Source organism: Actinokineospora sp. UV203 (genome assembly GCF_056323665.1).
In genome coordinates this window covers 891428-916967 of sequence record NZ_CM150484.1, presented here as the reverse complement: position 1 = coordinate 916967, position 25540 = coordinate 891428, and the positions used below count along the sequence as shown (strand labels likewise).

Sequence of the window (25540 nt, the reverse complement as noted above, 5' to 3'; positions counted from 1 at the left end):
TCGTCCGCGAGCGGGAGACCTACCCGGACAGATCGTCGAATTCGTAGCGGACCTGGCCCGCCACGGCCAACATCGGCACCCCGGACGCGGCAAGCTCGTGGGCGCCCATCATGTGGTGACCACGCGGCCACGGGGCGCGGGCGCCGGTCAGCGGGTTGACCACTGTGGCGCCGTGGTGCATCCGAGACTTCGCGTCGCGGATCAAGGCTCGCCACAGCTTCATCGCGACCGGGTCCTCGCCTGCCGCGGAGAGCTCCGATTCCCGCAAGCCCTCGGCGGTTCGCTCCCCCACGTCGATCACGAACGACTCGGGGTTGCGGGTCAGGAACGTGTGCGGGGCGTCGGCCGTGAGGTCGAACGGTGCGCGCGCCAGGATGATCCGCCGCACCCCCTCGACCTCGGCGGGCCACGGCTTCACCACGAATTCCGGCGTGATCCACTGGACGACCGCGTTCAGCTCGTGCCGCGAGATCCACGCGGAGGCCAGTGCCACCAGCTCACCGGCCTCCGCGTGGAACTGCAGTCGTATTCCCGCCATCCTTGCCACTCTGTCAGTTGTACGGCTCGAACCGCATCTCCAGACCCGTGCCGCGCAAGTCCTCGAGCGCTTCGACCTCGCGCTTGATCGGCTCGCCGGTGGTCTTGTACCGCTTGCCGACGTTCACGCCGTAACGCGACCCGTCCGGCCGCTCGACCAGGATATCCGGCCGCCGCGACCCCTTGTGCCCGCCCGGTGTCGGGATGACCGCCTCCCTCTTCCCGGGCACCTGGCCACCGGCGACCACCTTGTCGCCGGGCGGCAGGTTGTCCGCGATCTCGGAGATCTTCTGGTTGTGCGGGCCGGTGCCCGCGGGCTTGGGTCCGCGCTTGGCCCCGCCGCAGTTGTGCACGAGCAGATCGGCCGCGCCCGCCTGCACGTAGTACGTGTGCACGCCGTCGACGGTCAGGTTGTGCACCCGCGCCTGGGCCGAGTACGGCCGCGCGCCCACCACCTCCAGCAGAGTCCCGTCCGGCGCCCGCAGGCGGTCGCCCGCGGACAGCTGTGCGGCGTCGACCCACGCGCCATCGTCGTCCACCCAGAACGGGTGGCCGTCGGTCGCGATCACGACGCCCTCGGCGGACCCGAGGGGGCCGTCGGTGTCGACCGTGATCTCGACCAGCGCCTTCTGACCGTCGCCGGTGATCAGCGCGGTGACCGGCCGGGCCACCGTCTCGCCCGTGTCCGGATCGGTGGCGAGCACCTGGTCGCCGACTGCGACGTCCGCGATCGGCTTGCGGGAGCCATCGGCCATCAGCACGGGGGTGTCCGGTGTGAAGCTGTTCGGCACCGGGCACGGCGAGCCGGACGGCGCCGCCTTCGTCGCCGTCTTCGCGGCGTCACCGCCCGCGTCGACGGCCTTCGCCCCGGTCCGCGCACCCTCCACGGCGCGTTCCGCGTCGCGGGCGCGGTCCACGGCCTTCACCACCTCGACGCCCTTCTCCGCCGCGCGGCCCGCCTTGATCAGCGCGCCCGCGCCGCCGGGCACCACCGGCAGGATCAGCGCCGCGCCGTCGGCGACGATGCCCACAGCGTCGAGCGCCGCGCCCCAGCCGTTGCCCTCACGGACGTTGCTGACGAAGCTCGCCACGCCCATGCCGAGGCTGACCGCGTCCCAGGCGCTCTCGATCCACTGCCCGTCCGGGTCGGTGTACTTGACCGGGTTGTTCCCCGCGTACGTGTAGGACGCCAGGTTCACCGGCTGGTACACGCCGCCCGCCGGGCCGCCGTCGAGGTACGGGTCCAGGATCGGGTCCGGGCTCTGCCACAGCTGTGTGCGCGGGTTGAAGTAGCGCGCGCCGTAGTAGTAGAAGCCGGTCTCCTCGTCGAGTTCCTTCGACGAGTACTGGTACGGCACCGCGGTGGGCTGCGCCGGGTGCTCGTTCACCCACGTCTCACCGAAGGCGAAGTACTCCAGGTGCTCGGTGAGGTTGGCGTGCTCGTCGGTGACGAACCCGGACGAGCCGAGGTGGTCGGCGTGGAAGAAGAAGTGGTGGTTCTCGTACGACGAGTCTGGGTTGACCGTCTTCGTCGCGATCCGGGTGTCGCCCACGAACACGTGCTTGAACCCGGTCCCGTTGCGCTCGCTGAAGTTGCGGTTCGGGTAGATGTGCTGCGGCCCGGCGTTCTTCACCACCCGGTTGCCGTCGGCGTCGTAGACGTACCGCACGGTCGCGGGTTGCTTGGGCGCCACGCACGCGCTGGGGTCCTGCGCGACGGTGGTGTTGCGCGCGTGGTCCTGGTTGCAGGCGAGGCGGTTCTCCTCGTCCCACACCAACTGCCTGCGCTTGCCCGGCGCGGGCGGCAGCGTGTTGACCGTGTCGATCAGGTTGCCGTTCGCGTCGTAGCGCTGGTCGATCGGGCCGATCTTGCTTGGCGCGTGCGGTTTCCCACTGCCGTAGGTGTAGCCGTAGTCGTAGGTGGTGCTCTTCTGCTCCTGCGCGGTCTCGCCGGTGGCCGTGGTGAACGAGACCGGCGCCACCACCGGGTCAGGCTCAGGCTCGGTGGGCGTCGCCGTCTCGCCGCTGGTCTCTCCGTCCGGATCCTCGATCGGACCGAGCGGCGGCAACAGCGTCGGATCGGACGCAAGCGGCTCCTCCGCCACCGGCGCCGGGGGCGGCGCGTCCGGGTTGACCACGATCTCGTGCCGCTGCGACTTCGCGGTGAGGTTGTGGATCGAGTCGTAGGCGAGCGTCATCGAGTATCGGTCGAGCTTGTTGTCCTTGTTGCGGTACTCGCCGCTCGCCGACGTGATCCGGTACAGGTCGTCGTAGCCGTAGGTCTGCGTGCTCGGCCCGCCGACCGGCTTGCCGTGCGGCAGCGGCACGGTGTTCGTCAGCGACGTCACGTTGCCGACGTTGTCGTAGGCGTAGGTGAGGTTCTGGAAGTGGTGTCCGTCGGGCAGCTTCGACTTGAGATTGGCCAGTTGGCGATCGGCCGGGTCGTAGGCGTAGGTGGTGCGCACGCCGGTGCCGGTCTCCTGCAGCACCCGCTGGCCGAACTTGTCGTAGTCGAGCCGGGCGAGGTAGGTGTAATCGAACTCGCCTTGCGCCCGGTGGCCCGGTGGCCCGGTTGACCTGGCCGCCGCTGTCGTACTCGTAGGTAAGCACCTCGCTGTCGGGGTAGGTCAGGCGCAACACCCGGTTGAACGAGTCGTATTGGTACTCGGTGGTGTAGGTCCGCTCGGGCGTGACCAGCGCGGTGACCGTCCTGGTCTCGCGGGTGGTCTCACCGAGCGGGCCGTAGGAGCGGGTCACCGTGCCCGCCGCGTCGCGGACCTCGGCGATCCGGTCGGCGGTGTTGCCGGGCGCGCCCGGCCCGCCGTAGATGTAGGTCACGTTGTTGCCGGTGAACGTCGGGTACCGCACGCCGGACAGTCGGTTGTACTGATAGTCGTACTCGATCGCCTTGTTCTGCGCGCGCAGCACCGAGGTGACCTTGGCGGTGAGGTTGCCCGCCAGGTCGTAGCGCGACTCGACACGGCCGTGGTCGGGACCGTCCACAATGGTCCGCCGGCCGAAGTTGTCGTACTCGGCGCGGGTGACGTTGTTCTTGTCGTCGATCACCGTGGTGAGCTGACCCATCGGGTCGTAGGCGTAGCTCGTCCACACGGACGCGCCCGCGTTGAACTCGCGCACGGACATGGTCAGCCCGCGCACGTCAGTGTGGCTCTCGCGCTGCTTGCCGTTGGCGTCGGTGCCGACCGTCTGGAACCGCGCGACCCCGGCCCGGTCCGTCCCGAACCCGTAGGACAGGGCGGACGCGGTCTGGTCGGGCAGCTCGGACCGTGTGGTGCGGTCGAGCACATCGTAGGTCAGCTTCGACGGCGTGACCGAGTCGAACGCGGCGTTGAGCGTGGTGTTCGCCGGGCCCTTCGGCTCCGCGAGCGGATAGAACTGCTCGACGACGCGGCCGAGGAAGTCGACCTTCGCGCGCCCGGAGACCGTCATCGACGCCACCGGGTCGTCGCCCGCCGCCGCGGCGACCGACGCGTCCTGCTTGGTCTGCAGGGCACGCTTGACGCCGTCGGCGAACGTCACCGTGTCGATGGTGTCCTCACGGACGCCGTTCGCGGTGCGGTCGATGTGCCGGGTCACCGCGTACGGCACGGCCGATTCGGGGTGGTATTCGAAGTCGATCGTCGGGCGGCCACCGCCGATCTCGTACGGCCCGGTCACGTCATCGACGCGGCCGACATTGTCGTACGACGTGCGCAGCTCCTGGCTGTTCTCATCGACGACAACCGTCGGCAGGCCGTACTTGATGTTGTGCGTCGTCGTCGACCGGTAGCCGAACGCGTCGAGGACCGACTCGACGTGCACGCCCACGGCGGTGTCGTAGGTGTACTCCAGCGTGTAGCGCTCGCCGTTCTTGTTGGTCGGCTCGGTGAGTTTGCGGAGATTGCCGTTGTCGAAGTACTCCAGGTCGGTCACCGCGACCGAGCCGTCGGCCAGAAACTCCTTGACCGTCCGGATGTCACCGTTCGCACAGTCCACATCGGACGCGCGACGCCGGGTGGTCGTGGCAGGCGACGTGCCGCCCTCGCGCAGGGAGTTCGCCACGCCCACGATGTGCTTGTCCCGGCACGCCGGATCGGCCGCGCTATAGCCGAACTCAGCCTCGATGTCGTCGGCGGGCCCGGTGTCCGCCGCGTCGAACGAGCGGGTCAGGTTGCCGTACCCGTCGTAGGTCATCTCGGTGTAGGTGGACTTCCCCGGATTCGGTTGGCCCTCGTAGAAATGCTTGTCGGTGCGGGCAAGCAGCGGGAACACCGCGCCACTCGGCTCAGTGCGCAGCTGGTAGGTGTTGACCGTCTCCAGGAACGGTCTGCCCGCGCCGTCCGTGGTCAGCGTCCGCGACGGCAGGCCCTTGGCCGCATAGGCGTCGGTGCGGTACTCGCCGATCACCGTCCGGTATACGGCGTCGCCCGCGTCACGGACCTCGCTGACAACCTTGCCGTAGCCGTAGAACTCGCGCTCCAACCGGTCGTAGCGGCCCTGCTCATAGCGGTAGGTCGACACCTGGGTGTCCACACCGTCGCCGGGATGCCCGTCGAACACCGAGGAACGCGAGAGCACCCACCGCGAGTCCGGCTGGTCGGCGGTGTTGCCCGACCGCGTGTAGTCGAGGTCGATCCGGGCGCCCATCGGGCGGCTCACGGTGCGCAGCATGTTCGTGCGCCCGGTCTTGTTCTCCGCCACCTGCAGCTCGCCGTCGTTGCCCGACCGCAGGTGGTCGACGTAACCGTCGCCGTTGACGTCGCGCAGTGCGACCTCGGTGCGGCCGACGCCGGTGGAGACGTCACCACCCGGGTTGAACACAAGGCAGCCGAAGACGAAGCAGAAGCCGAAGGTGAAGTACACGCCGCCGCCGAGGGTGGCGTTGCCGTCCTTCGAGATCTCGGTGAGGCTGCCGCGGAATGGTGTGGGCGCGGCGAACCCGTTGCCGGTGTTGATCGCGACGCCCACCGGTCCGCTGTCGTTGGCGAACACGCGGTCGGCAAGGCCGTCGCCGTTCATGTCCTGCAGGCTGGCCTTGGTCACCGACGTGCCGAGCGCGGCCGACACACCGCCGGCGAACCCGTAGTAGTCCGTGTTGAAGCCGAGGTTGAGGCCGCCGTTGGTGGTCTTGCCCTCGTTGACCGGGCCGCCCGGCCACGGCTCGGCCGCGGCGAACGAGTAGCCCAGGTTGAGTGCGGCGGTGCCGTTCTCGTACACCTTGTCCGGCAGGCCGTCGCCGTTGATGTCGACCAGGTCGTACCCGGCGTCGGACTCGCCGCCGCCGAGGTTGCCGCCGACGCCGAGCGCGGGCATCTCCACGCCCGACTTGGCTGTGTTGGCGTTGCGGCCGCCGGAGGGCGCGTCGAGGCCCCGGGCCGTGCCGCTGGTGCGCGCCGGGCTGCCCGCGTTCGCGGACACGCTGTAGGCCAGCGAATCCGACTCACGCACCGCTCCGCCCAAGTCGCCTCGCCTGCTACCGAGACCGCCGACCATGTCGGAGAACTGGATCCCGCCGGAGCCGACGACATCAGGGAGGCGGTCGCCGTTGACGTCGAGGAAGTCGACCTGGCCCTTGGTCGCGCCCTTGGACAGGCTGGCGCCCGCCCCGACCGGAACACCGGGAATGCTCACACCGAACGTGGTGGAGATCTGCTGGGTTCGGCCGCGACGCGAGACCGCCGTCGCGCCCGCGAAATCGGCGTCGGTTGCCACGTCGATGGTGTCGAGCCCCAACCGCGAGCTGGACGCGCTGGTGGCCGACACCCAGGTGCTGTCGTCCGAACCCGCCCAGCGATCCTGCGCGGGCAGTGGTGCGAACACCACGACCCGGGGCTGGCTCACGGTCGGGTTCTGGGTGAAGTCGTCGACGTCGCCCTCGGTCGGGCCGTCGGGGAGCTGGTCGCGGTAGCTCTCGTCGAGCACCAGGTCGCTCTCGATGATCGGGGTGGTGGCCCGGTTCCGGTTGCCCTGGTAACCGATGGCGCCCCAGCCGCGGTACGGCTGGGCGAACGCGCCCTGCTCTGCGGAGGCGTGCACCGCGGTCGGCATGGCGACGTCGTCCAGCGTCGCGGAGTGGCCGGTGATCCGGCCGAACTGCAGCGGGTCGAGCGCGGAGAAATCGAAGAACAACTCGTCGCCCGCGGTGACCGACGCCGTGACCGCGAGATCGGCCGGCGACGGGAACCACGCCACCCGCGATGTCGATCACTCGCTTGGCCAGCAGCGCGCCGCGCTTCTTGACCGTGAACACCACTCGCCCGTCCCCGCCGCTCACCGCGAGCGCGGGCTTGACGGTGACCGTGCCGTCCGCGGTGGCGGTGTAGGAGGCCTGCGGCGCGGTGAGCGTGTTCACCGGGTACATGTCGAGGTCGTACAGCGGGTTGATGACCAGCGCGGGATTGCCCTGGTGGTCGACGATCGACTCGACGCCGGTGGCCGCGGTGTAGTGCGCGCGGGGGGTCCAGTCGAGCTTCGCGGCGTCGATCGGTGAGTCAGTGCGCAGCTTCCAGGAGAGCAGGTCGTTGGCGTTGACCGGGATCTCCAGGTCGACCTGCGCCGTGCCCTGGCCGTCGCGGGCGAGTGTGTGCGTGTAGACGGCGGCGTTGTTGCGGGTGATCTCGTCGGCATCGGTTGGCTGACGGCTGGCAGGGCAGCACGATTCGCGCGATCTTGGAGAACCCGCGCTATACGGGCTATGCGGTGTTCGGTCGGTGGGTCAAACACGAGACGTTGGTGAACCCGGACGACGTGGCGGCCGGGCACGTCGTCCGCTTCCGCCGCTCGGCTCCGGAACGGATAGTTCGGTCCCGAGAGCAAGCGCACCCGGAGATCGTTTCGGTGGAGGTCTTCACACAGGCTCAGTTGATCCGCCGATCACGAGGTTCGGGCGGGATGCGCGGGATCGCGAAATTGGAACGGACGCGCACAGGCGGTAAGCGCCCGTATTTGCTCCGCGGTTTGATGAGGTGCGGTGTGTGCCTGCGGAAGATGCAGGCGGAGGGAATTCGGAACGGCGTTTACTACCGCTGCATTGCGCGAACACTCACACCCGGATCGGCGGCGCTGGCCGAACATCCGAAGACGGTCAATCTTCGTGAGGATCATGTTGTGCCCGCGCTGAACAAATGGTTGGGGACTCGGTTCAGCCGGGACAACGTCGAGCACACCGTGGCGGAGCTGATCGGCTCCCAGGACGCGAAGGTGGAGACAGGGAAGCACGAGAGCGCCAAACAGCGCTTGGCGGACGCTGAGACACGTCTGAAGCGGCATACAGCGGCCATCGCGGCTGGTGTGGACCCGGCTGCGCTGGTCGAGGCCATCAATGACACCCAGGCCGACCGAGAGGCCGCGCGGGCCGAGTTGGCTTCCACGCCCGCCGAGCCGACGATCAGCGAGGCAGAGGTTCGCGCGTTGGTGGACAAGCTCGGAGACGTGGGAACGAAGATCGAGACGGCTCGACCGGAGCGTCTGCCCGAGATCTACGCGGAGATGGGCCTTGAGCTGCGATTTGAGCAAAAAGAAAGGGCCGTCTATGTGACGGCCCGTCCCCGTGTGTTTAACGACTGTGTCCGAGGGGGGACTTGAACCCCCACGCCCGCTAAGGGCACTAGCACCTCAAGCTAGCGCGTCTGCCATTCCGCCACCCGGACTTGCGGTCTCCCGCTGGTGTGCGCACAGAGTATCGGATGGGGTTGCGTGGTCCCAAATCGGGGCCGCCTTACCGCTCCGGTGGTGGTAGGAAAGCGGTGTGACCGAGCATCAGAGCGACACCAGGGCTGTGGCTGAGGCCGAGTCGGTGCAGCTGACCAGTGAGTTGATCCGCATCGACACCACCAACACCGGAGATCCCGCGACGGTGGTGGGGGAGCGGGCCGCGGCGGAGTATGTGGCGGAGAAGTTGGCTGAGGTGGGGTTCGACACCACCTACGTCGAGTCGGGGGCTAAGGGCAGAGGGAACGTTTTCGCTCGGTTGGAGGGAGCCGACCCGTCTCGGGGGGCGTTGTTGGTGCACGGGCATCTGGATGCCGTGCCTGCTGACCCTTCCGAATGGTCGGTTCATCCGCTGTCCGGCGCCGTCCAGGACGACTATGTGTGGGGCCGGGGCGCGGTCGATATGAAGGACATGGTCGCCATGACGCTGGCTACCGCGCGGCGGTTCAAGCGGGATGGGGTGGTGCCGCCTCGGGACATCATTTTCGCCTTCCTGGCTGATGAGGAGGCCGCCGGCGACTTCGGGTCGCAGTGGCTGGTGCGGAATCGGCCGGAGTTGTTCGAGGGGGCGACCGAGGCGATCAGTGAGGTGGGCGGGTTCTCGATCACCGTCAAGGACGACGTCCGCGCCTACATGATCGAGACCGCGGAGAAGGGCATCGCCTGGTTGAAGTTGCGGGTCCGCGGGCGCGCCGGGCATGGGTCGATGGTTCATGAGGACAACGCGGTCACGAAGTTGACGCAGGCTGTCGCCCGGTTGGGGACACACAAGTTCCCCCTGGTGCTGACCGAGTCGGTGCGCGAGTTCCTCGCCGCGATGAGCGAGATCACCGGCATGGACTTCGACGAGGACGACCTCGACGGCGCCGTGGGCAAGTTGGGGGCGGTGGCTCGGATCGTGGGGGCGACCATTCGCGACACCGCTAATCCGACGATGTTGACCGCCGGGTACAAGGCCAACGTGATCCCCTCGGTCGCGGAGGCCGTTGTGGACTGTCGGGTGCTGCCGGGGCGGGAAGCCGCGTTCGAGCGGGAGTTGGACGAGATCCTGGGTCCTGACGTCGAGCGGGAGTGGGTGGCGAAGCTTCCGGCCGTCGAGACGACCTTCGACGGTGCCCTCGTGGACGCGATGACCGCCTCGATCGTGGCGGAGGACCCAGGCGCCCGCACGGTTCCCTATATGTTGTCCGGTGGGACCGACGCGAAGGCGTTCGACTCGTTGGGGATTCGGTGCTTCGGGTTCGCGCCGCTGCGGCTGCCCGCGGACCTGGACTTCGCGGCGCTGTTCCATGGGGTCGATGAGCGGGTCCCGGTGGACGCGCTGAAGTTCGGGACGCGGGTGATGGATCGGTTCCTGCGGAGCTGCTGAGGGCATGCCAGGATTCGGCGGTGCCCACCACCACTAAACGCTTCGCCCTGTCCGACGGGGCGAAGTTGTCCGTTCAGCGCGCGGGGGAACCCGGGGCGGGGGTCACCGTCGTCCTGGCGCACAGCTACGCGATGGACCAGCGGGAGTGGCACAAGATCATCGCCGCGCTGCCGGACGCGACCGAGCAGCCGGTGCAGGTGTTGTCCTACGACCACCGCGGCCACGGGCAGTCCAGCGCGGCCGACGAGAAGACCGCGACGGTCGAGCAACTCGGTGACGACCTCGCCGAGTTGCTCGACGGTGGGGTGCCGCATGGCCTGGTCGTATTAGCCGGGCACGGGATGGGCGGGCTGGTGGCGATGGCGCTGGCCGCCCGCCACGCCGCGCTGTTCGAGGCCCGGGTGGCGGGGCTGGCCCTGCTGTCGACCCCCGCCGGTTGGGTCGCGGAGGCGGCGATCCCCAGTTCGCTGGGCAAGATCGTGCAGGACCTGCGGGCGATCCTCGGGGCGAAGATCGTCGAGCGGGTGGCGCAGCGGATCGACAAGGCGAAGACGATCGGGCTGCGGTGGCTGCTGCTCGGTGAGGACCCCGAGCCCGACGACGTGCGCCTGGTGGCGGAGATGATCGCGGCGCACTGGCCGGACACGGTGGCCCTGTTCCGGCCCGCGCTCGACCGGTACGACCAGGAGGCCGCGCTGTCGGTGGCGGCGGGCACACCGGTGGTGGCGATGGTCGGGGACCGGGACCGGGTGGTGCCGGTGTCGCATGTGGAGGCGTTGGCGGGGGCGGTGGCGGACGGGACGGCGGTGGTGCTGCCGGGGCTCGGGCACATGCTGCCGCTGGAGGGTGTGGCCCAGGTGCTGCCGCGGCTGGTGGGGCTGGCGCACGCCGCGTTCCGGCGCTGAGTCCCGCTCGGGGCGCGATAACCTCCCTGGTCAGCTACGCGCGGGATGACGCCTGAACTGCGAACTCGTTGTCGTGAACGGGCGACTCGCGGGTCAGGCGGGCTTGTCCGGTTCGGCCAGTGGCTCGACCTCCGCTGCCCGCGCTTTGCTGCGCTGGAATGCGTGCCCTCGCCAGGTGCGCCTCCGGGACGCGCGATGCCGCGAACGTATCGCCGAGGCGACGGCGCGAGGAGCAGACCTGATCGCCTTCTGGAGGCGCCTACTCGGGCGGGCCGATAGAGGCACCGCGGCTGGACCGTAGCCGCCGACTGAGCGCTTTCGTCGCAGCGGGGCTGGTCGCGAGTGAAACCCTTGCCCTACGCCGCGAGGTCCCGCACCAGGTGCAGGGACCCGATGGGGGTCACGACAACCCGTGCGTCCCTCGCGCCGCCGGTAGGCACAATCGCCACCAGCCTCTTACGCTCCAGGATGGTCAAGGCCTCGGACTCCCATTGCGGAACGTGTCCTGCCGCTGCCCCGTCTGAGCCTGCCCAGACGAAGCCCATCGGGCCGCCCCACAGCCCGCTGTGGAACAACACCGACCCGGCAGCACAATGCCGCAAAGCCTCAGCTTCGCTGCCTGTCATCTCACACCTCCGACACACGTTGTGTCCTACCTGTCCTATCTGAACAGTGCGCCCCCGAGGGGATACGGGGCATCGGGGGGAATACCTATACGGGTACTTAATCGCGCCCCTAGGTGTTCGGCCTTCGCGATCAAGTCGGCAAACGGGTGAAGGAGGTCAGGGCTGGTAACAACGGGCAGTCGCCGCCCGACGGCAAGGCCAAGCCCTGGCCCTTCAGCTGCTGATTGGGATGTGCGCATTGTTCGGTACCAAGACCAAGAAGATCACCGACCTGGAACAGGCCGCGGCAGGCCTGAGTGCGCACCTGCACCAGGCCCAGGAGCAGCTCGCCCGAATCGGGGGTCTTGAGCACTGGCAAGTCCGCCAGCAGGTCGACCAGATGCGTTCCGAGCTAGCCCAGTTGGGACACGCCCAGGCGCTGGAGCGGCAGCGGCACGCGGAGCAGTTGGCGCAGATCCGCGTCGCGCATGACAAGCGGCTCGCCGCCGTCCAGGCCGAAATCGTCCAGGCACAGCAGGAGTTGGTGCCGTTCACCGATGAGCTCGTGTTCCAACAAGCTGGAGTCTTCCGCTACCAGCACGTGCTGGAGAACGCGGAGGCCTACAAGACGCGCCTTGACCTCATTTCCGCCGCAATGAAGGAGATGATCAAAGACAAGTCCGCAGTCGTGGCGAACTCCAACTTCACCTTCAACAATTCCGCGGCGCAAGGCAAGAAGATGGTCAACGACTGGTGCAAGGTCATGCTGCGCGCCTACAACTCCGAGGCCGAGAACAGCCTGCGGGTGATGAAGGCCGGGTCCGTCGACGCCGCGAAGAAGCGTCTCGACCGAACCGGTGAGGCGATCGAGAAGCTGGGCGCGATGCTCAATATCCGTATCGCCACCCGCTACCGGGCCCTGCGAATACAGGAGCTGGAGTTGACCGCGGACTACCTGCAGAAGAAGCAGGAGGAGAAGGAAGCTGAGCGGGCCGAGCGCGAGCGACTGCGCGAGGAAGCCAAGGCCCAGGCCGAGTTCCGGCGCGAAATCGAGAAGCTCGAAAAGGAGCGGCGACACCTCGCCACCGTCTACAAAGCACTGCTGGAGAAAGGCGATACGGAGGGGGCCGCGAAGATGCGGCTCGAACTCGACAGTGTCGAATCGGGCATCCAGGGCGTCCACGAGCGTGAAGCCAATATCCGGGCCGGGTACGTCTACGTCATCAGCAACATCGGCGCGTTCGGGGCGAACATGGTCAAGATCGGCATGACCCGGCGGCTCACCCCCGCCGAGCGCGTGCTCGAACTCGGCGACGCCTCGGTCCCGTTCCGGTACGACACCCACATCATGTTCTTCTCCCACGACGCGGTCAGCCTGGAGAACGCACTGCACCGGGAACTGTCCGAGCGGCGCGTGAACCGGATCAACATGCGGCGGGAGTTCTTCTACGCCACCCCGGCCGAGGTGCACGCGCTGCTGGCCAAGCACGCTGGCGAGGTCCTTGAGTACGTCACCGAACCGGAGGCGCTCGAGTACCGCCAAGGCAGCCCAGTCACAGTGACCAGGAATGGCGCCCAGTAGATGGGTGCACGGTGCCCGAGTCGTCCAGCACGGCGGGGTGACGTCGCCGTTTAGGTGGGAGCGGTAGAGCTCGCCGATGAGGGCGATGCCATTGAGCGGGTGCACGCCGGATTCCGGCGGGTGCCCCCGGGAGCGATTCGCCTGGTCGCGACATACGGCGTGAGGTGGAGTGCGCAGGCCACGTCCATGACACCGGGGGGCGTGACGGGTGCCGGGGTGCGGCCGCCTTTTAATCGTCGTGCCGTAAACGGTTTGCGGGTGGTGGGCGGGAACCGTGAGGGTGGGGTGGTGACGACGCCACCGGTGGCCGCGCCTGAGCGGACCGTGAGTCGGCGGGTGATCTTCCTGTTGGCCGTCACTTGTGGTGTGGCCGTGGGGAACATCTACTTCCCGCAGGCGGTGACCCCACTGATCGCCTCCGGGTTGGGTGTCCCGGCTGATTCCGCGGCGATGGTGGTGACCGCGGCGCAGGTTGGGTATGCGGTGGGGATCTTCCTGCTGGTGCCGTTGGGGGACCGGTTCGCGCATCGGCCGTTGATCGTCACGCTGTTGGGGGTCAGCGGGGTGGGGCTTCTCGCGGCGAGTTCGGCGTCTTCGTTGGTGTTCCTGCTGGGGGCGAGTGTCCTGGTGGGGATCACGACCGTCGTCGCGCCGATCATCGCGCCGATGGCGGTGGGGTTGGTGCCTGACGACCGGCGCGGGGCGGTCACCGGCACCTTGCTGGCTGAGTCGATCGGCGGGATGCTGCTGTCGCGGGCCTTCGGCGGGGCGGTCGGGGAGTGGCTGGGGTGGCGGGCTCCTTACCTGTTGGCCGCGGCGATGGTGCTTGCCATGGCGACGATCCTGGTCTTCGTCGCGCCGCGGACCGTGCCTTCCACGCGGCAGCGCTATCCCTCGTTGTTGGGTGAGGCGTTGCGGCTGCTGCGAAGCGAGCGCGAGTTGCGGCGGTCGTGCTTCTATCAGGCGACCATTTTCGGCGCGTTCACCGCGGTCTGGACCGGGCTCGCTCTGCTGCTGACCGGCCCCACCTACGCTTTGGGCGCGCACGTGGTGGGGGCTTTCGCGTTGGTCAACGCGGCCACGATGTTCTGCACGCCGCTTGCCGGGCGGTGGATCGATCGCCGTGGGCCGGACCCGGTGAACCTCGCCTGCATGCTCGCCGTCCTCGCGTCCGCTGTGGTCCTCGCGGGCGGAGTCCGAGGTGGCGTCGCGGGGCTGGTGGCGCTCGCGGTGGGGACGCTGGTGCTCGATGTGGCCATGCAGAGCGGGATGGTGGCCAACCAGGTGCGGATCTTCGCCCTGCGGCCTGAGGCGCGCGGCAGGCTTAACACCGCTTACATGACCTGTGCCTTCTTGGGCGGCAGTATTGGCTCCTGGTGCGGTGTTCGTGCCTTCGCGCAGTTCGGCTGGCCGGGTGTGTGCGGGTTGGTGGCGATACTGTCCGGGGCAGCGCTGACCCGTCACCTCCTGCGCTGAACCGGGCGGAGTCGCCGCGCGTAACTACGAGTCGGAGGTGGCCCCATGCCTGAGTTCGTCAACGGACTTCCGCTGCACGCGTTGATCGTGCACCTCGTGGTCGTGATGGTCCCGCTGTCGGCCCTGGGCGCGGTGGTCATCGCCGTGTGGCCCGCCGCGCGGGCGCGGTTCGGGTGGCTGGTGGTGGCCGGTGCCGCTGTGGCGGCCGCGGCGACGCCGGTGGCGACCAACAGTGGGAAGAAGTTGGAGCGCAGGCTGCCCGAGAACGAGCTGATCAACGCCCATGAGCGGCTCGGCGACCTGATGATCTACTTCACGCTGCCGCTGTTCGTGGTCGTCCTCGCCCTGATGCTGGCGCACCGGGCCGCCACCCAGGTCGAGCCCGCTTCGTGGAGCAGGGTCGCGGTGATCGCCGCGGCGGTGCTCGCGGTGGGGTTCGGGGCGGCCTCAGGCGTGCACGCCTACCGCGTCGGCGACGCCGGGTCGCGCGCGGTGTGGGACGGGTTCGACCAGCTCCCCGTCAGGTGATGATGCCTGGCTGCGGGTGCGGACGCCGTTTGCGCCGCAGCCAGACTTTGCGGGTGCCGTCGGAGTAGAGCCGCACGTTCGACAGCTCCCATCCGGCGAACTCCGCGTGGATGGCCAGTTGTGTGGCCGCTGTCAGCCGCGACACCGCCGGTGGCAGCCGCAGCGGCCGGTACTCCCAATCGCCTTCGACCACCCCGTCACTCATGGTTCGATCACCTGAACACCTCCTCCGTTGGCGGACGCCACGACCACGCGCCCACTAGCCGGGTCGACGGCCACCGAGTTCGGCTGGCCGACGGTAGGGAACCGGTAACGCTGCTCGGGTTGTTCGCCTGCCACGTCGAAACCGACCACTTCATTGGTCTCGGTCAGGGTCACCCACGCCAGGTCGCGGCGGGGGTCGAAGGCGATCGCGAACGGGCCGCCGGGCACGGGGAACCGCTGGCGCATCAGCAGCGGGTCCAGGGAGAACGCCAGCAGCGCGCCGCCGCGGGTGTCGGTGACCAGGATGCGGCCGAACCGGTCGACGGTGCCGTTGGTGGCGCCCTGCCCGGCGCGCAGGCCTTCGCCGACGGTGCCCTTGGCGACGTCGAGTTCGAACACCGCGTTGCGCAGCCGGTCGAGGACCGCGGCGCGGTCGCCCACGGCGTAGACCTGGTCGGCGCTGAGCAGGCCACCGGTGATCGTCCGGGTGCCCGTGCCCTCGATGACGGCGACGGACTTGCGGTCGCGCACGGCCACCAGGGTGCTGTCGCGGTACGCGGCGGCGTTGGCGGCGGTGCCGTCGACGGTGGCCGGGGTGACTTCGGCTGAGGTCAGGTCGACCCGCACGACCGTCTTGCCGGTCGCCGCGAGCAGCGGCCCGCCCTCGGCGGCGAGGGCGAGTGACTCGGCGGCGGTGGCCAGGTCGACCGTGCGGGGTTCCCCGTCCAGCTTGTCCAGGTCGTAGAGCCGCAGGCCAGGGGGGTTGTCGACGGCGACAGCCAGGGTGCGGGTGCGGTCGTCGATGATGGCGGCGGACACCGCGGCGAGCGGCAGGACCGTTCCGGCGGGGGTTGTCGCGGGCGCGGGGGAGTGCGCGGCGGTGGCGGCTACCGGGTTGTCGGACACCATCAGCTCGTCTTGCGGCTGCCCGTTGGACGAGCACCCGGCAAGGGTGGCGATAGCGACAACGGCGGCGCCCAAGCGTCGCGACAAGTTTCCTCCGGTGGCCGACGGGGTATGTATCTCCCATAAGCATCCCGCACCATGCCCGAGGAGGCCACGTTCCGCGCCGACATGTGTCTCACATCCGGCCACCGATTCGACACCAACCTGTAACAACCACCCAGTCGGCGTCGACGGAGTGGACACGGAGGTATCAATGTCGATAGATCCGGCCCATCTGCCCATCTTCGGCGACCCGCGGCCCAGCGAGGCGCCGGCGGCGGTTCGCACCGCCCGCGGGCTGTTCATCACCCAGGTCGCGCTGTCCACGGTTCACCTGACCGTGGTCTGGGCGCGCAGCGGGCTGGACCTGTCGCTGTACCTGGTGCCGCTCGCGGTGACCGTGTGGCTAGCGGTGAGCATGTCGGCCGGGCGTGACTGGGCGCGGGTCGGTGTGGTCGTCGTGTCGGGCCTGTCGGTGTTGTTCTCGATCGGGCTGACCTCGGGGCCGCTCGACGTCGCGCTGCTGGTGCCGATCGTCGCCTCGGTCGCCGTCGGCACCTATTTGGTCTACCGGCCCGACGTGCGCGGGTTCTTCGAGCCCGCCGACGCGGAGAAGGTCAGGACTCGATGGTGAGGATGCCCTCGGGCATGCCGGGCATCGTGACGCTGAGCCAGCTGTTGCTCCAGTTCTCGACCTCGAGGTAGCGGCGCAGTTCGCCGAATCCGCTGAGCCAGCCCATCCAGGAGCCGTAGGGCGGGTGCTCGAATCCGCTCTGCACGAACGTGATCCGGGTCTTGCCGTCGCTGCCGTCGAGTTCCCAGGTGGACACACCCGCGCCGCCCAGGTCGATGGCGAGTTTGCGGCCCGGGTCGAAAGCCACGACGGTCCCGGGGTTGTCCTCGATCTCGAAGCCGCCCATGGCGAACCGGCCGCCGACGTAGGGCTCGATGTCGCACCGCGCGCCGAACCAGGCGCTGAACTTCTCCGGGTCGACCAGGGCGTCGAACACCGCCGCGGGGTCGGCGGCGATGTCGAATCGGGCGCGCAGGTCGGTGGTGGTGAAGTCGCAGAGAGCGATCGGCGTGCGGTTGTCGAGGTGGTCGACGAGGTTGGCCACGGCCAGCGCCCAGAAGGTCTGCAGGGCGCCGCGGTCGCTGTTGTCCTCCATCATCTCCGCCCAGGTCGGCATGTCTGACTGGGTCAGGGTGAGGACGGTCGTGTGGTCGGTTTCGGCTTCGAGGCTGATCTCGGTGGTGGTCTCGGTGTCGTCGAGGGTCCAGGCGAAGCGCAGGGTGGTGTCGTCGGCGTGGAGCAGGCGCTGGCGGGGTTTGTCGCCCGCGGGGGTGTAGCGGCCCCAGAACGCGTAGGTGTGCGGCAGGTCGACCTCGGCGTGTTCGGCGAGCCAGGTCGACAGCTCAGCCGGGTCGGTCAGGGCGTGGCGGACGCGGGCGAGAGGTGCGGGGACGCGGACGCGGAAAGTCATGTCAGTCATCGGGTTCTCCTGTCGGGTAGCAGGCCATGACGAGCTTGAAGGCGTCACCTTCGGCGCCGCCGTAGCGGGTGAAGAGGTCCTGCAGCGTGGTGCGCAGGTCGTCGAGGAACTCCTGGCGGCGTTCGGGCTCGACCCGGATCGCGCCGGACACCCCGATCGAGGGCAGGTCGGGTGCGGTGCGGTCGAGGGCGGCGATGTCGGCCTGGACGTCCTCCATCAGGTCGAGGAGGTAGCCGAGGCTGAGTTCGTCGCGATTTTTGGGCAGGCCGACTTTGCCGACCAGGCGGGGTGAGAGCCAGTAGGTGCGGGCGGAGGCCTGGTAGACGCCTTCGGCGATCCCGCGGACCCGGCGTTCGCTCACCAGGGTCACCAGACCGGCGTCGACCAGGCGTTTGACGTGGTAGTAGACGCGTTGCGGGGTCTGGTCGAGGCGGGTGGCGACCTCGGTGCACGAGCGTGGCTCGGCGAGTTGCCGCAGCACTTCGATGCGCTGCGGCTTGAGCAGGGTCTCGGCCTGCTCGATCTGGTCGAGATAGAGGACTTCTCTCATGGCAAAGTCAAGTTTTGACGTAAAAATCTATTTTGTCAATGGAGCCTGCCGAAGCTTTTCGGGGTTTCTACAGAGCGGTGCGGAGCTTGCCGACCCAGCAGGACAGGCGCCAGGCGGCGACACCGACGGCGAGGGTGATCGCCAGGACCGCGGCCGCGGGGACGTGCGGGAGCAGGGGCAGGAACACGACGTAGTGGGTCAGGTAGATGTAGAGCGAGCCGCCCGCCAGCAGGCCGCTGAGCCGCACGACCGGGCCGGGGACATGCAGGCGCGGCACGAACAGCACCAGCAACAGGCCGACGACGACGATGGCGTCGCGGACCGGGTCGTCGAAGTAACCGGGGACCACGAGCAAGGTGACGATCACGGCGGCGACCCGCTGCGAGGACGTCGCCGCGCGTTGCACGACCCAGCCCAGGACGAACAGCCACAGAACCCCGTGCACGCTCATGTCGCGCGGAGAGAAACCGGGAACGTGTTCCGCGGGCGCGCGCGCGATCAGCGACAACACCAACACGCCCAGGGCAAGCGCGAAGCCGTGGGTGATGGCGAAGCGGCGGACCGCGGGGACGGCGAACAGCAGGGTCATCAGCACGAGGATCTGGACGAGCACCTCGACGTACCAGTAGGCGATCGTGCCCGACTGGACGAAGTTGTTGACCAGCAACACGTTCGACACGGTCACGTTCTCGGCCTCGACAGACCGCCAGGCCAGCCACAGCGACGACGGGACAGCGATCCGGGCGGCGGCGCGGCCGATGCGACCGGCCATGCGGTCGGGGTCGACGGGGGCGATGGCGAAGCGGGCGAAGCTCCAGCCCGCGATGACGAGCAGCAGGTGCGCGCCGCCCCATACCTGGGTCAGGCCGATGTGCGTGGCCACGATCAGGGTGATCGCCAGGGCACGCAGGACGATGTTGGTCTCCAGCGACCGCAGCCTGCCGCGCTTGGGCTGGGCGCGTTCGAGGTCGGCGACCGGGATGGTGTGCCAGCCGTCGGGGACGTGGCCGAGGAGACGTTCGAGTTCGATGGACGCGCGCACGTAGGTCAGGGAATCGCCGCCGAGGCTGACGAAGGTGGCGTCGTCGGGGATGTCGGCTCGGTTGAGCGCCCGCCGGTACACCGCCCGCACCGAATCACTCGACCCGCCCGAAGACCCGCCCGACCCGCTCGAAAAACCGCGAGAATCGCGAGAATCGCCCCCGCGCAGCCCCCGCCCTTCCCTGGGGGGACGGCCCTTGGCCAGTCTATCGGGGTGGGGGGACGGGTGATCTTGGTTTGGGTGGGGGTGTGGACAAGTCGGCGGGTGGGGATGGTCGGGTGTTGGTGCGTGGATGTTGGCGGTGGAGTGTCCGGGGGGTGGTGTAGGGGAGTGCGCGGGGCAGGTGGCGCCGGCGTGGATGGCTGCGTAGTCGAGTTTGCCGGTGCTCAGGCGGGGGAGGGTGGCGTACTCGCCGACTCGGATCACGTGGTGCGGTAGGCCGGTGCGGGCGGTGACGACGTCGACGGCGGCGGTGGTGTCCTGGCCGTGGGTCAGAGCGACGGTCAGGGTGGTGTCGTCGCCGGTGACGGCGGCGGCGAAGCCGGCGGTCGTGAGGATCTTCTCGATGCGGTCCAGGTCGACGCGCAGACCGAAGAGTTTGACGAAGCGGCTTTTGCGGCCGATGACCTCGTAGAGCCCGTCGGCCGCGCGGCGGGCCAGGTCGCCGGTGGGGAGGGCGCCGAGGGTGGCGCCGAGTGCCAGGTCCGCGGGGGTGCGGGCGTAGCCGAGCATGACGTTGGGGCCGCGGTAGACGAGTTCGCCGTCGGGGCGGATCTCGAAGGAGCCACCGGGGACGGGCACGCCGATGGCCTCCGGGCGGGCCGCGGCCAGTTCCGGCGGGAGGTACGCCATGCGCGCGGTGGCTTCGGTCTGGCCGTACATCACGAAGAACCGCCAGCCGCCCGCGTCGGCGAGGGCGGCGTAGCGGCGGACCTGCGACGGGGCGAGACGCCCGCCCGCCTGGGTGACGTAGCGCAGCGTCGGGAGGTCGCGGTCGGCGAAGCCCGCGCGGTCGAGCAGGTCGAACGTGTACGGCACGCCGTGCAGACTGGTGCCGCCGTGGGCACGGAAAGACTCCCAGAAGCACCTGTCGACCACCGAGTGGTCGCTGAGCAGCAGCGCCGCCCCGCGTGAGAGGTTGCTGTTGATGACCGACAGCCCGTAGCAGTAGTGCATCGGCAGGGTCGTGGCCGCACGGTCGGTGTCGCGGATGTCCAGGTAGGACGCGATCGACTCCGCGTTGGCCTGCACGTTCGCCGCCGACAGCCGCACGAGCTTGGGGGAACCGGTGCTGCCCGAAGTGGACAGCAGCAGCGCCAGATCCGGGTGCAGGTCATGCGCGGTGCCCTCGCGCCGCTCGCGCAGACCGGCCGCGGTCTGCACGACGTCCGGGTCGTAGGCCGCGGTCATCTCGTCCACCTGGGAACCGGTGAGCAGCACGGGATGACCGCCGCGCAGCGCGGCCAGGTAGGTGACCAGGGAATCGACATCGTTGGCCACCGCGACCAGCACCAGTCTTCGGGTGGTTCCGAGGGCGTCGGCGGTGGACTCGACCCGGTCGGCGAGTTCCCGGTAGGTCAGCGAACCCTCTCGGGTGACGACCGCGACCCGGTCACCGAAGTCCGCCAGCGCTCGGACGAATGGGACCCCGAGAGCCACGGGCGCGCTGAGCAGCTCCATGGATGATCCTCGGCGTCGACGGTGGGGCACATGCCGAGGTGAGCATAGGCTAACCAACCTTGCGGGTCATCCGTCATTCGCGTCACAGATCACCCGAGGCGGCGCTCCGGATACCCGAGTTCGATATCGCTGACGTCGTCGAGCGCGGCCCGGATGGCGGGCGGCAGGACCAGCTCCTCGGCCATCAGCGACCCCAGCAGCTGCGCGGTGTCCCGCGCGCCGACGACCGGTGCCACCACGCCCGGCCGGTCACGCACCCACGCCAGCGCCACGGCCAGCGGCGAGGTGCCCAGCCCATCAGCCGCCGTCGCGACCGCCTGCACGATCCGCCCCGCCCGGTCCGTGCGGTGCTGCTCCACATAGGACGCGTACTTCGCCGAAGCGCCTCGGGAGTCCGCGGGGGTGCTGGTGCGGTACTTGCCGGTGAGCACACCTCGGCCCAGCGGCGCCCACGGCAGGATGCCCAGCCCGTGGTGCTCGGCGGCGGGCACGACCTCGCGTTCGACTCCGCGTTCCAGCAGCGAGTACTCGACCTGGGTGCTGACCAGGGGCGCGGCCCCGGCGGTTAACCCCTGGCGGCTCGCGGCGGTCGCGGTCTGCCAGCCGGTGTAGTTCGAGATGCCCGCGTAGCGGACCTTGCCGCTGCGCACGGCCGCGTCGACCGCGGCCAGGGTCTCCTCCAGCGGCACCGTCGCGTCCCACGCGTGCAGCTGCCACAGGTCGACATGGTCGGTGTCGAGCCGGTTGAGCGACTGCTCCAACGCCGTGAGCAGCGCGCCGCGGGACGCGCCGCCGCCGAAGGGGCCGTCGGTGCGCCGCGCGACCGCCTTCGTCGCCAGCACCACCGAATCCCGGGGGACCACGTCGTCGAGCAGGGCGCCGAGGATGTTCTCCGCTTCGCCGTCGGAGTACACGTCGGCGGTGTCCACAAAGGTGCCGCCCACGTCGACGAACGCCGTCAGCTGGCTGGCGGCTTCATCCGGCTCGGTGTCCCCGCCCCAGGTCATCGTGCCCAAAGCCATCCGGGACACCCGCAGCCCACTACGTCCCAGGTGTCGTTGCTCCACGGGCAGGGAGCCTAGGCGGCGGGTGCGCCTGAGTGCGCACGCCACTCCGAGTCCCGTTGCGAGTGCGAGAACTCTGGTGAGTTCCTGTCTCGCAGCCCGCCGTTGCCAGCGAGCGGTCCCCGTCTTGCCCACCGAAATGGTGCGGGGGTTGACGCTTCACAGCCACCTGCCGAGCCAGGCTCGGTCTTCTGGTCGGCTCCACGTCCGTTTACCGTCTCCCGGCCACTCATCGAGGTCATAGGAGCGTTCCGCCTCCCGCTGCCCGAGGTTGGCCTTCACCCGCGCCAACGCCCAGTTGTAGGCGAACCGCGCCGCCCCGGCATGCCGTTGCAGATCCCGGGCCTGCGTAGGTGTGGGGTCCAGGGCGAACCGGTATGCGCGCACCACCACCGTGGCACTCACCCCGGCCCACCGGTCTCAGCCACGGCCACCACCACAACCTGGCGACCGCAGGCGGCCACCAACGCCATGAGATTCCCGAACCCGAACGGCACCAACAGATCACCATGCTCCACGGCGACGACCGTAACGGCACGGACCGACAACCTGGAAAAAGCCGCAACGCCCGTTAATCCCGGACTCGACCTCGTTCACAACATGGCCCACTACCAACCGGTCGCAGTCATCGGGTGCGCCCCCGCTCCAACGCCCACTCTCCAGAAGACCGACACGCGCAACCGCTCCTCACCGGACAACAGTTGGCAACCCCTGGCAGCCGGTGCTACCGACAAGTAATGTCGCCGGAATGCGACTCGGATTGAACATGGGCTACTGGGGTGCCGGAAACGACGCCGCGAACCTCGAACTGGCCAAGGAAGCCGACCGACTGGGCTACTCGGTGGCCTGGGTGGCCGAGGCCTACGGCAGCGACGCGCCGACCGTGCTCGCCTGGGTCGCCGCGCAGACCGAGCGGATCGACATCGGCAGCGCCATCCTGCAGATCCCCGCGCGCCGCCCGACCATGACGGCGATGACCGCGGCCACCCTCGACACCCTCTCCGGCGGCCGGTTCCGCCTGGGCCTGGGCGTGTCCGGGCCGCAGGTCTCCGAAGGCTGGTACGGCGTCAAGTTCGACAAGCCGCTGGGCCGCACCCGCGAGTACGTCGACATCGTGCGCCAGGCGCTGCGCCGCGAGCGCGTCGACTACCAGGGCAAGCACTTCGTGCAGCCGCTGCCCGACGGCCCCGGCAAGCCGCTGAAGCTGACCGTGCACCCGGTGCGCGAGCAGATCCCGATCTACCTGGCCTCCATCGGCCCGAAGAACCTCGAGCTGACCGGCGAGATCGCCGACGGCTGGCTGGCGATCTTCTACTCGCCCGAGCACGGCCGCGAGTCCCTCGAGCTGATCACGAAGGGCCGGGCCAAGGCGGGCAAGACCCTCGACGGGTTCGACGTCGTCCCGACCACCCCGATCGTCGTCGGCGACGACTGGAAGGCCGCCGCGGACACCGTGCGCCCCTACGCCGCGCTCTACGTCGGCGGCATGGGCAGCCGCGAGCAGAACTTCTACAACCAGCTCGCCTGCCGCATGGGCTACGAGGCCGAGGCCACCGAATGCCAGGACCTCTACCTCGCCAAGGACTACGCAGGTGCGGCCGCGAAGGTGCCGCTGGGCTTCATCGACGACACCGCGCTGCTCGGCCCCAAGGAGCGCATCGCGGAGAAGATGCAGGCCCTGGCCTCGTCGGGGGTCACCACACTGACCGTTTCGCCCATCCTGCAAGATTTGGAGCAAGCCAAGGCGGCCCTGCGTGTCGCCGTCGATGCTCTGGATCTCGCGGGAGTCGGTAGTTGACCTGGTTTCAAGCCATTGTCCTGGGCATCGTCCAAGGCCTGACCGAGTTCCTCCCGATCTCCTCGTCGGCGCACATCCGCATCGTCTCCGAACTGTGGTTCGGGGGCGACGCGGGCGCCTCGTTCACCGCGGTCATCCAGCTCGGCACCGAGGCCGCGGTGATCATCTATTTTGCCAAGGACATCTGGCGGCTGATCAAGGCGTGGTTCCGCGGGCTGCTCAACGCTGACGCGCGCACGGACCCGGACTACAAGCTCGCCTGGTACGTGATCATCGGGTCGATCCCGATCAGCCTGCTGGGCGTGCTGTTCAAGGACGAGATCCGCAGCGGGCTGCGCAACCTGTGGATCACCGCCATGGTCCTGATGATCTTCGCGGTGATCCTGGCCATCGCCGACGAGACCGCCAAGCTCAAGCGGGACACGCTGACCATGAAGGACAGCATCTTCATGGGCCTGGCGCAGGCGATGGCGCTGATCCCCGGGGTGTCGCGCTCGGGCGGAACCCTCACCGCGGGCCTGTTCCTCGGGCTCAACCGGGAATCAGCGGCCACCTACTCGTTCCTGCTGGCCATCCCCGCGGTCTTCGGCGCCGGGATCTTCTCCATCCCCGACGTCCTCGACCGCAGCGGACCCGGCCTGCAAGCCGACATCCCGCAGACCATCGCGGCGACGGCGGTGTCCTTCGTCGTCGGCTACGCCTGCGTGGCCTGGTTGCTGCGCTACGTCTCCAAGCACAGCTACATGGTGTTCGTCTGGTACCGGATCGCTGTGGGCGCGGTGCTGTGCGGCCTGCTCGCCACCGGCGTCGTCGACCCGATCTAGCGGGCCGGTCCGGGCCGCGCATTAAGCTCGGACCCGTGGCCACAGTCGTTCTGCTCCGACATGCCCGATCCACCGCCAACGGCTCCGGGATCCTCGCCGGGCGCTCCGAAGGGGTGCACCTCGACGACACCGGACGCACCCAGGCCGACGGACTCATCGCCCGCCTCGCCGACGTCCCGCTGCGCGCGATCGTCTCCTCGCCGCTGACCCGCTGCGCGGAGACCGTCGCCCCGCTCGCCGCCGACCGCGGACTCGTCCCCGTCACCGAGGACGCGTTCGCCGAGGTCGACTACGGCTCCTGGACCGGACGCGCGCTCAAAGACCTGTTCTCCGAACCACTGTGGAAGGTCGTGCAGCAGCACCCGTCCGCCGCGGTGTTCCCCGGCGGCGAAGGGCTGGCGGCGGTGCAGTCCCGCGCGGTGGCCGCGGTCCGCGCGCACGACGCGAAGATCACCGCCGAGCACGGCGACCACGCCGTCTGGCTGCTGTGCAGCCACGGCGACGTCATCAAGGCGATCCTGGCCGACGCGTTAGCGCTGCATCTGGATGCGTTCCAGCGGATCATGGTCGACCCGTCCTCGGTGTCGGTGGTGCGCTACACCGAGACCCGGCCGTTCGTGCTGCGGATGAACGACCTAGGCAACGCGCTCACCGGCATCGTCCCGCCCGAGCCCAAGCCCGAGGACGACGCGGTCGCCTCGGGTGACGCCGTCGTCGGCGGCTCCACCGGCGCCTGATTTCGTAAACCCACTGATGACCCCGGACCGGCCAGGTGTGGCGCTGTCGGCCGCGGTGCTGGCGTTCGTCCAGGCCTCCGCGACCGCGATGACGACGATCTACATGCTGATGGTCGGCTTCCTGCGCGACGACTCCGCGGCCCCGGCCGTCCTGGGACTCGCGGTGCTGCAGGTCATCGGCCTGTACCTGCTGGTCCACGGCGGGATCGTGCTGCTCCAACGCCGCGGCCGCAAGGTGCTGACCAGCGGCAACGCCGTGCAGCTCGGGCTGTCGTGCCTCTGGATCGCCACCGCGGTCGAGTTCGGCGGCGACATCGAGGTACACGACCCCGCGGGTGGGCAGGCCGTGGTCACCCGCTTCGCCGTGGCGTTCGCCGTGCTGCCGGTCATCAGCCTGATCCAGACCTGGCACCGCGACACCGGTGACTGGCTGCGCTCGCACTGACGGATACTGGGCACCCGAGCCGACCGGATCGGCTCGCGAACGAGGA

Annotated in this window: 22 protein-coding genes and 1 tRNA gene; 12 read left to right on the top strand and 11 right to left on the bottom strand. The window is 69.1% G+C overall.

The window, feature by feature from the left end:
- Nucleotides 1–19 precede the first annotated feature (19 nt).
- The 3 genes from ACUZ2Y_RS04215 to ACUZ2Y_RS04205 all read right to left on the bottom strand — a co-directional run bounded on the left by ACUZ2Y_RS04215 (nt 20) and on the right by ACUZ2Y_RS04205 (nt 6729).
- Entirely contained in the window at nt 20–538 is a 519-nt protein-coding gene (locus tag ACUZ2Y_RS04215) for a hypothetical protein (protein ID WP_476327076.1), read from the bottom strand.
- 13 nt (nt 539–551) lie between these two features.
- Entirely contained in the window at nt 552–1895 is a 1344-nt protein-coding gene (locus ACUZ2Y_RS04210; RefSeq protein ID WP_476331584.1) for a polymorphic toxin-type HINT domain-containing protein, read from the bottom strand.
- A 637-nt stretch (nt 1896–2532) separates the two neighbouring features.
- Complete coding sequence (locus ACUZ2Y_RS04205; protein ID WP_476327074.1) at nt 2533–6729, bottom strand: RHS repeat domain-containing protein; 4197 nt, start codon at nt 6727–6729, stop codon at nt 2533–2535.
- A gap of 5 nt (nt 6730–6734) precedes the next feature.
- Between ACUZ2Y_RS04205 and ACUZ2Y_RS04200 the strand changes: the two genes are divergently transcribed.
- Nucleotides 6735–6860: a hypothetical protein gene (locus ACUZ2Y_RS04200; RefSeq protein ID WP_476327072.1), complete on the top strand. Its 126-nt coding sequence runs from the start codon at nt 6735–6737 to the stop codon at nt 6858–6860.
- 307 nt (nt 6861–7167) lie between these two features.
- A complete protein-coding gene (locus ACUZ2Y_RS04195; protein ID WP_476327070.1) occupies nt 7168–8121 on the top strand; it encodes a recombinase family protein in 954 nt (317 codons plus the stop codon).
- Here the strand turns inward: ACUZ2Y_RS04195 and ACUZ2Y_RS04190 are convergent.
- Nucleotides 8103–8186: transfer RNA gene (locus ACUZ2Y_RS04190), tRNA-Leu, on the bottom strand. The two genes, ACUZ2Y_RS04195 and ACUZ2Y_RS04190, sit on opposite strands and share 19 nt — an antisense overlap.
- A gap of 98 nt (nt 8187–8284) precedes the next feature.
- Here ACUZ2Y_RS04190 and ACUZ2Y_RS04185 point away from each other — a divergent pair.
- The 5 genes from ACUZ2Y_RS04185 (at nt 8285) to ACUZ2Y_RS04165 (ending at nt 14712) form a co-directional block, all read left to right on the top strand.
- Nucleotides 8285–9616, top strand: a complete 1332-nt coding sequence (locus ACUZ2Y_RS04185) for a M20/M25/M40 family metallo-hydrolase (RefSeq protein ID WP_476327068.1) — start codon at nt 8285–8287, stop codon at nt 9614–9616.
- A gap of 20 nt (nt 9617–9636) precedes the next feature.
- Nucleotides 9637–10521 carry an alpha/beta fold hydrolase gene (locus tag ACUZ2Y_RS04180; RefSeq protein WP_476327066.1) on the top strand — a complete coding sequence of 295 codons (885 nt, stop codon included), beginning with the start codon at nt 9637–9639 and terminating at the stop codon, nt 10519–10521.
- Between the two features lie 864 nt (nt 10522–11385).
- Nucleotides 11386–12708 carry an SNIPE associated domain-containing protein gene (locus ACUZ2Y_RS04175; RefSeq protein ID WP_476327064.1) on the top strand — a complete coding sequence of 441 codons (1323 nt, stop codon included), beginning with the start codon at nt 11386–11388 and terminating at the stop codon, nt 12706–12708.
- Nucleotides 12709–12996: 288 nt separating this feature from the next.
- A complete protein-coding gene (locus ACUZ2Y_RS04170; protein ID WP_476327062.1) occupies nt 12997–14184 on the top strand; it encodes an MFS transporter in 1188 nt (395 codons plus the stop codon).
- A gap of 45 nt (nt 14185–14229) precedes the next feature.
- Complete coding sequence (locus tag ACUZ2Y_RS04165) at nt 14230–14712, top strand: DUF2231 domain-containing protein (RefSeq protein ID WP_476327060.1); 483 nt, start codon at nt 14230–14232, stop codon at nt 14710–14712.
- Here the strand turns inward: ACUZ2Y_RS04165 and ACUZ2Y_RS04160 are convergent.
- Together ACUZ2Y_RS04160 and ACUZ2Y_RS04155 are read right to left on the bottom strand one after the other, a co-directional pair.
- A complete protein-coding gene (locus ACUZ2Y_RS04160; protein ID WP_091369063.1) occupies nt 14705–14917 on the bottom strand; it encodes a DUF5703 family protein in 213 nt (70 codons plus the stop codon). The genes ACUZ2Y_RS04165 and ACUZ2Y_RS04160 overlap by 8 nt on opposite strands.
- Nucleotides 14914–15909: a YncE family protein gene (locus ACUZ2Y_RS04155; protein WP_476327057.1), complete on the bottom strand. Its 996-nt coding sequence runs from the start codon at nt 15907–15909 to the stop codon at nt 14914–14916. The genes ACUZ2Y_RS04160 and ACUZ2Y_RS04155 overlap by 4 nt, the downstream gene beginning before the upstream one ends.
- Nucleotides 15910–16075: 166 nt before the next feature.
- Between ACUZ2Y_RS04155 and ACUZ2Y_RS04150 the strand changes: the two genes are divergently transcribed.
- On the top strand, nt 16076–16495 hold the full coding sequence (locus ACUZ2Y_RS04150) for a hypothetical protein (RefSeq protein ID WP_476327055.1): 420 nt from the start codon (nt 16076–16078) through the stop codon (nt 16493–16495).
- Here the strand turns inward: ACUZ2Y_RS04150 and ACUZ2Y_RS04145 are convergent.
- The 5 genes from ACUZ2Y_RS04145 to ACUZ2Y_RS04125 all read right to left on the bottom strand — a co-directional run bounded on the left by ACUZ2Y_RS04145 (nt 16479) and on the right by ACUZ2Y_RS04125 (nt 22095).
- Nucleotides 16479–17354 (bottom strand): SRPBCC domain-containing protein, encoded by an 876-nt coding sequence (locus ACUZ2Y_RS04145; RefSeq protein ID WP_476327053.1) that lies wholly within the window; start codon nt 17352–17354, stop codon nt 16479–16481. The two genes, ACUZ2Y_RS04150 and ACUZ2Y_RS04145, sit on opposite strands and share 17 nt — an antisense overlap.
- Nucleotides 17347–17904, bottom strand: coding sequence for a helix-turn-helix domain-containing protein (locus ACUZ2Y_RS04140; protein WP_476327051.1), 558 nt, complete (start codon nt 17902–17904; stop codon nt 17347–17349). The genes ACUZ2Y_RS04145 and ACUZ2Y_RS04140 overlap by 8 nt, the downstream gene beginning before the upstream one ends.
- A gap of 67 nt (nt 17905–17971) precedes the next feature.
- On the bottom strand, nt 17972–20626 hold the full coding sequence (locus ACUZ2Y_RS04135) for an AMP-binding protein (protein ID WP_476327049.1): 2655 nt from the start codon (nt 20624–20626) through the stop codon (nt 17972–17974).
- 89 nt (nt 20627–20715) lie between these two features.
- Nucleotides 20716–21693 (bottom strand): aldo/keto reductase, encoded by a 978-nt coding sequence (locus ACUZ2Y_RS04130; protein ID WP_476327047.1) that lies wholly within the window; start codon nt 21691–21693, stop codon nt 20716–20718.
- Nucleotides 21694–21849: 156 nt separating this feature from the next.
- On the bottom strand, nt 21850–22095 hold the full coding sequence (locus tag ACUZ2Y_RS04125) for a helix-turn-helix domain-containing protein (protein ID WP_476327045.1): 246 nt from the start codon (nt 22093–22095) through the stop codon (nt 21850–21852).
- A gap of 343 nt (nt 22096–22438) precedes the next feature.
- Here ACUZ2Y_RS04125 and ACUZ2Y_RS04120 point away from each other — a divergent pair, with 343 nt between their 5' ends.
- From ACUZ2Y_RS04120 to ACUZ2Y_RS04105, 4 genes are read left to right on the top strand one after another with little or no spacing between them, the layout of a single operon-like run.
- Nucleotides 22439–23488: an LLM class F420-dependent oxidoreductase gene (locus tag ACUZ2Y_RS04120; protein WP_476327043.1), complete on the top strand. Its 1050-nt coding sequence runs from the start codon at nt 22439–22441 to the stop codon at nt 23486–23488.
- Nucleotides 23485–24312 (top strand): undecaprenyl-diphosphate phosphatase, encoded by an 828-nt coding sequence (locus ACUZ2Y_RS04115; RefSeq protein ID WP_476327041.1) that lies wholly within the window; start codon nt 23485–23487, stop codon nt 24310–24312. The genes ACUZ2Y_RS04120 and ACUZ2Y_RS04115 overlap by 4 nt, the downstream gene beginning before the upstream one ends.
- A gap of 35 nt (nt 24313–24347) precedes the next feature.
- On the top strand, nt 24348–25049 hold the full coding sequence (locus ACUZ2Y_RS04110) for a histidine phosphatase family protein (protein WP_476327039.1): 702 nt from the start codon (nt 24348–24350) through the stop codon (nt 25047–25049).
- 16 nt (nt 25050–25065) lie between these two features.
- A complete protein-coding gene (locus tag ACUZ2Y_RS04105; RefSeq protein WP_476327037.1) occupies nt 25066–25494 on the top strand; it encodes a hypothetical protein in 429 nt (142 codons plus the stop codon).
- Nucleotides 25495–25540: the final 46 nt, after the last annotated feature.